Origin of the sequence: Mesorhizobium sp. M4A.F.Ca.ET.050.02.1.1 (genome assembly GCF_003997725.1) — a bacterium.
GTDB lineage: Bacteria > Pseudomonadota > Alphaproteobacteria > Rhizobiales > Rhizobiaceae > Mesorhizobium.
In genome coordinates this window covers 1-5,454 of sequence record NZ_RZSG01000395.1, presented here as the reverse complement: position 1 = coordinate 5,454, position 5,454 = coordinate 1, and the positions used below count along the sequence as shown (strand labels likewise).

General features: G+C 65.9%; 5 protein-coding genes. 2 read left to right on the top strand and 3 right to left on the bottom strand.

Features of this window, described 5'->3' with window-relative positions; all coding sequences use genetic code 11:
- Together EOA33_RS22580 and EOA33_RS22575 are read left to right on the top strand one after the other, a co-directional pair.
- The coding region (locus EOA33_RS22580; RefSeq protein WP_127406632.1) for an LLM class flavin-dependent oxidoreductase at nt 1–534 on the top strand (534 nt) is incomplete at its 5' end.
- Nucleotides 531–1,799 carry an LLM class flavin-dependent oxidoreductase gene (locus EOA33_RS22575; RefSeq protein ID WP_126056975.1) on the top strand — a complete coding sequence of 423 codons (1,269 nt, stop codon included), beginning with the start codon at nt 531–533 and terminating at the stop codon, nt 1,797–1,799. The genes EOA33_RS22580 and EOA33_RS22575, both read left to right, overlap by 4 nt.
- On the opposite strand, the gene EOA33_RS22570 is transcribed toward EOA33_RS22575, so the two are convergent.
- From EOA33_RS22570 to xdhB, 3 genes are all read right to left on the bottom strand, one after another.
- Entirely contained in the window at nt 1,796–2,632 is an 837-nt protein-coding gene (locus tag EOA33_RS22570) for a PhzF family phenazine biosynthesis protein (RefSeq protein ID WP_127406631.1), read from the bottom strand. The two genes, EOA33_RS22575 and EOA33_RS22570, sit on opposite strands and share 4 nt — an antisense overlap.
- A gap of 135 nt (nt 2,633–2,767) precedes the next feature.
- Nucleotides 2,768–3,670, bottom strand: coding sequence for a xanthine dehydrogenase accessory protein XdhC (gene xdhC / locus EOA33_RS22565; RefSeq protein WP_127406630.1), 903 nt, complete (start codon nt 3,668–3,670; stop codon nt 2,768–2,770).
- 62 nt (nt 3,671–3,732) lie between these two features.
- Nucleotides 3,733–5,454: xanthine dehydrogenase molybdopterin binding subunit (xdhB, locus tag EOA33_RS22560; protein ID WP_127406629.1), on the bottom strand; the 1,722-nt coding region annotated here is incomplete at its 5' end.

Below are 5,454 nucleotides of genomic sequence, written 5' to 3'. Positions count from 1 at the left end.
GTGCAAGGCCTGTGGAGGGGCTGGGACGCCGATGCGCTGCTGTTCGACAAGTCCGGCGGCCGCTTCCACGATCCGCAGAAGATGCACCTGCTTGACCACAAGGGCGAGTTCTTTTCGGTGCGCGGGCCGCTCAACGTGGCGCGCTCGCCGCAGGGCACGCCGGTGCTGGTCATGTCCGGCCTGTCCGAGGCCGACCTCGACTTCGCCACCCGCGTCGCCGACGTCGTCCTGCTGGACGAGCAACCGTCGGCGGGTGTGGCCGGCGACGACCTGAAACGACGGGCGCTTGCTGCTGGGCGCAAGCCGGAAACACTTAAGGTGTTTGTGACCGTGGCCGCCGAAAGGCTCGAAGCGGGGTTCGACTCGAACGGCTGCGACGGCCTCAATTTTGCTTTGCCGGCTGATCTTCCTTCACTTGAGGCCTTTGCCGATCGCGTGCTGCCGGAGTTGCAGCGTCGCGGCCTGGCTCAATCCGAACGTGCCGAAGCGACGTTGCGCCAGCATCTCGGACTCGAGGCGGGAGGCAAACCATGAGCCCGCGGCAGATGAAGCTCGGCCTGTTCCTGTGGGCGACAGGCCACCACATCGCCGCCTGGCGCCATCCAAAGGCGCATGTCACCGCGGGCATCGACATCGGCCACTACATACAACTCGCCCGCACGGCCGAAGCGGCGAAGCTCGACATGATCTTCTGCGAGGATGCCGCCGGCCTGCGCGAGGCCAATGTCGGCATCGCCAGCCAGACCTCGCGCTCGATCGGTTTCGAGCCGATCAGCCTGCTTTCGGCGATCGCCGTGCAGACCGGGCGCATCGGCCTCGTCTCGACAGCTTCGACCAGCTACAACGAGCCCTACGGGCTGGCGCGCACCTTTGCCTCGCTCGACCAGCTGAGCGGCGGCCGCGCCGGCTGGAACCTGGTCACTTCGGCAAGCAATATCGAAGCCGCCAATTTCGGCTCGATGGGCCTGCGTTCGCATGCCGACCGCTATGAACGCGCCCGGGAATTCGCCGCTGTGGTCGCAGGTCTGTGGCGTGGCGCCGGCAGTGGCGGCCTCAATCATGACGGCCAGAGCTTTTCCGTCAGGGACGCGCTCGACCTGCCGCGTTCGCCGCAGGGCGCGCCGGTCATGGTGCAGGCCGGAGCCTCGGAGGACGGCAAGGACCTCGCTGCCAGGACCGCCGATGTCGTGTTCAGCGCGGCCCAGACGTTTGAGGAGGCGAAGGCCTTCTATGACGACGTCAAGGGCCGGCTCGCTGCCTATGGGCGCACGTCGGGCGACGTCAAGATCATGCCCGGCGTCGCGCCGGTCGTCGCGGCGACCGAGCCGGAAGCCCGGGCAAAGCATGAGGAATTGCAGGAGCTGATCCCGGACGAGGTCGGCGTGGCGCTGCTCTCCAGCTATCTCAGCATTTCCGACCTCTGGCGCTATCCGATCGACGGGCCGCTGCCGGAACTGCCGGAGAGTGAGGGCATGAAGAGCCGGCAGGCGCTGGTCGTCGAGCAGTCGCGCCGCGACGGCCTTTCCATCCGCCAGCTTGCCCGCCATTTCGCCGGCGCCCGCGGTCATTGGCGGATCGTCGGCACGCCGGCGCAGATCGCCGACGAATTGCAGGCGCGCTTCGAAGGCGGCGCCGCCGACGGCTTCAACGTCATGCCGTCCTGGTTCCCCGGCGAGCTCGACGCCTTCTGCGCCCTGGTCGTGCCGGAGCTGCAGCGGCGCGGCCTGTTCCGTACGGAATACGAAGGCCGCACCTTGCGCGAGCACCTCGGCCTGAAAGGGCCGGCATCAGCTGCTTAGCCGGCGTCCATCAGGCGAGCCGTCCCGGATACCCTGATCGAGCTGCCTGGCTGAGACGGAATGTCGGCATGCAGCCTTGAGCGCATGCCCATGTCCTCGCCCTGCACGATGTCGATCGCGCCGCCATGCGGCCAGCCGAGGTTGCGCAGATAGCCGGCGAAGGCGGCGGACGAAGCTCCTGTCGCGGGATCCTCGTAGACGCCGCCCGACGCGAACGGGTTGCGCGTGTGGAAGAGTCTGGGTGTCTCGGCAAAGGCGAGCAGGATCGTCACCAGCCCTTCGCGCCGCATCAGCGCCTGCCCGCGCTTCAGGTTATAGGCCATTGCAGCCAGCGCCTCGCGTGACTTCAGCGCCAGCACCAGATGATCGGCGCCGCCATGGATCAAAGCCGGCGGAATGGCCAGATCGAGATCCTCTGTCCTGTAGCCGAACAGCGCCAGCGTTTCGGTGACAAGCTCTGGCGGGGCCGATCTGCTGCGCGTCGGGGGAGACTGCAACGCCGCGACGATGTTGGCGCCGTCACGAAACCCCTCGACGGTGATTTTCGCCTGATTGAGGGTCAGCGCAAAAATCCCGTCGCCGAACTCCCGCACCAGCGCAGCACCAAGCGCAATCGTGGCATGGCCGCAGAACGGCACTTCGCTTTCCGGAGAGAAATAGCGGACCCGCCAGCCATCGCCTTCCGGCGCCGCAAAGGCTGTTTCCGAAAAGCCGACCTCGGCCGCGACGCGCTGCATTTCGATGGCATTTGGTAAAGCATCGCCGATCACCACACCGGCCGGGTTGCCGCCGGTGTCGCCATCCGAAAACGCCGCAATTCTCAATACGTCCATCAGGGGTCCGCCTCGTGCCTGTGAGGCGCGCAGAAAACACTTTCCGGAACGATTTGGGAAATGAAGAAAGCGACGAGCAGCTGTGAGCGGAGGTCATATCCCAGCAGCGTCGCCGCCGGCGCCTGGCGACTGACCTCAGTCGGCCATCGCCTTCTCGGACGTGCTTGAGGCAGTCGCCTCAGTGGCATGCGAGACCAGCGCCGTCATGATCTCAGCGGCGGCAAGTGCCGCGATCACCGGCGGCCGCTTGTCCTTCACCGCATTGCCGCCGATCGGCGAGACCAGGCGGTTGAATTCCGCCTCGCTGCCATCGGTCGACTTCAGGAACCAGCTCTTGAACGTCGCCTTCTTGGTCCTGGAGCCGATCATGCCGACATAGGCGGCGTCGCCGCGCTTCAGCGCCTCGGCGACGATCAGGAAATCGAGCGCATGGTCGTGGGTGAGGATCGCAAAGGCGGCTCCGGCATGTGCCTCGCGCACGATGGCCTCAGGCATCGGCGTCAGCCTCGTCTCGACCGTTTCCGGCATCCCTTCGAGCGCTTCGGCGCGCGTCTCGACGACGACGGCATGGATGGGCAGCAGCGCCAACGCCGACGCCAGCGCCTGGCCGACATGACCGCCGCCGAAGACATAGACATATGGTAGGTGCGCCTCCTCGACCTCGGCTTTGGCGATCAGCTCTTGTTCGAGTGCCCCATCGACCGGGCGGATCAGCACCTCGACGCGCCCGCCGCAGCACTGGCCGATCTCGGGCCCGAGCGGAACGTCGAGCGTGGCGCAGACTTCGTCCACCTCGATCCGAGCCTCATCGGTGGCAGATCGCGATGGCGTCCGCCCGCCCAGCATCTGCCGCGCCTTGTCGATCGCCATATATTCGAGCTGGCCGCCGCCGATCGTGCCGTAAATCGCCGAGGCCGAGACCAGCATGAAGGCGCCGGTCTCGCGCGGCGTCGAGCCCTTGGTTGCCGCGACCTCGACCAGCGCGGCCCGGCCGGCTTGGCCGAGAAAATCCTTCAGGCTTTGCACTTTCGAGTTCATCGTCTGCATTCCCGATACGGAAATATAGAGTTTTTCGGCCCGAATTGCACCTTTGGCCCAGTTCAAGCCGGTCTTGCGGCTTTCAGCCGTTCGATCGCCATCAGCACCCGCTCTGGCGTCGCCGGCGCGTCGAGGCGCGGGCAGATCCTGTGGTCGGCGACGCTCGCCACCGCGTCCGACAGCGCGTGCAGCACCGACATGCCGAGCGGGAAGGGCGGCTCACCGACCGCCTTGGAGCGATGCACGGTCGGCTCGTGCGCCTCCGGCCAGTCGGCCAGCGTGACGTTGAAGATCTTCGGCCGGTCCGACGCCAGCGGGATCTTGTAGGTCGACGGCGCATGGGTGCGCAGCCGCCCTTTTTCGTCCCACCAGAGTTCCTCGGTGGTCAGCCAGCCCATGCCCTGGATGAAGCCACCCTCGATCTGGCCGAGGTCGATGGCGCGGTTCAGCGAGCGGCCGGTCTCGTGCAGGATGTCGGTGCGCTCGACCACATATTCACCGGTCAGCGTGTCGACCGACACCTCCGAGCACGAGGCGCCATAGGCGAAGTAATAGAATGGCCGGCCTTCGCCCTTGTCGCGGTTCCAGTGAATCTTCGGCGTCTTGTAGAAGCCCGCAGCCGAGAGCTGGATGCGCGCCATATAGGCCTGCTTGACCAGATCGGCGAAGGCGATCTCCTGATTGCCGATGCGCACGCGGTTGGGCAGGAACAGCACCTGGTCGCGCGGCACCTGGTATTTTTCGGCGGCGAAGTTGGTCAGCCGGTCCTTGATCTGGCGGGCGCCGTTCTGCGCCGCCATGCCGTTGAGGTCGGAGCCGGACGACGCCGCGGTCGCCGACGTGTTCGGCACCTTGCCCGTGGTGGTGGCGGTGATCTTCACCTGGTCGAGGTCGATCTGGAACTCTTCCGCCACCACTTGCGCCACCTTGAGGTAGAGCCCTTGCCCCATCTCGGTGCCGCCATGGTTCAGATGCACCGAGCCGTCGGTGTAGACATGCACCAGCGCGCCCGCCTGGTTGTAGTGTGTGGCGGTAAACGAGATGCCGAACTTGACCGGCGTCAGCGCCAGGCCGCGTTTGATGAAGCGGCTGTTGGCGTTGAAGGCGCTGATCTCGCGCCGGCGCCGCTCATAGTTCGAGCTCGCCTCCAGCTCGGCGATGATGCGGTGGATGATGTTGTCCTCGACCGTCTGGTGGTAAGGCGTGATGTTGCGGTCACTGGTGCCGTAGAAATTCTTCTTGCGGATCTCGAGCGGATCCTTGTCGAGGGCAAAGGCGACCTCGTCGATGACGCGCTCAGCGCCGACCATGCCTTGCGGCCCGCCGAAACCGCGGAAAGCGGTGTTCGACACCGTGTTGGTGTAAAGCGGCGCCGACTGCGCATGCACCGCCGGCCAGAAATAGGTGTTGTCGCAGTGGAACAGCGCGCGGTCGGTCACCGGGCCCGACAGGTCCGAGGAGAAGCCGCAGCGCGCCGCGAACATGAAGTCGACGCCGAGTATGTTGCCATCATCGTCGAAGCCGACCTCGTAGTCGATGAGGAAGTCGTGGCGCTTGCCGGTGGCGATCATGTCGTCGTCGCGGTCGGGCCTGATTTTCACCGCCCGGTGGTGCCGTTTCGCTGCGATTGCGGCGAGCGCGGCAAACTGGTTGCCCTGTGTTTCCTTGCCGCCGAAGCCGCCGCCCATGCGGCGGATTTCCACCGTGATGGCGTTGCTCGGCACCCCCAGCGCGTGGCTCACCATATGCTGGACTTCGCTCGGATGCTGGGTCGAGGAATAGAT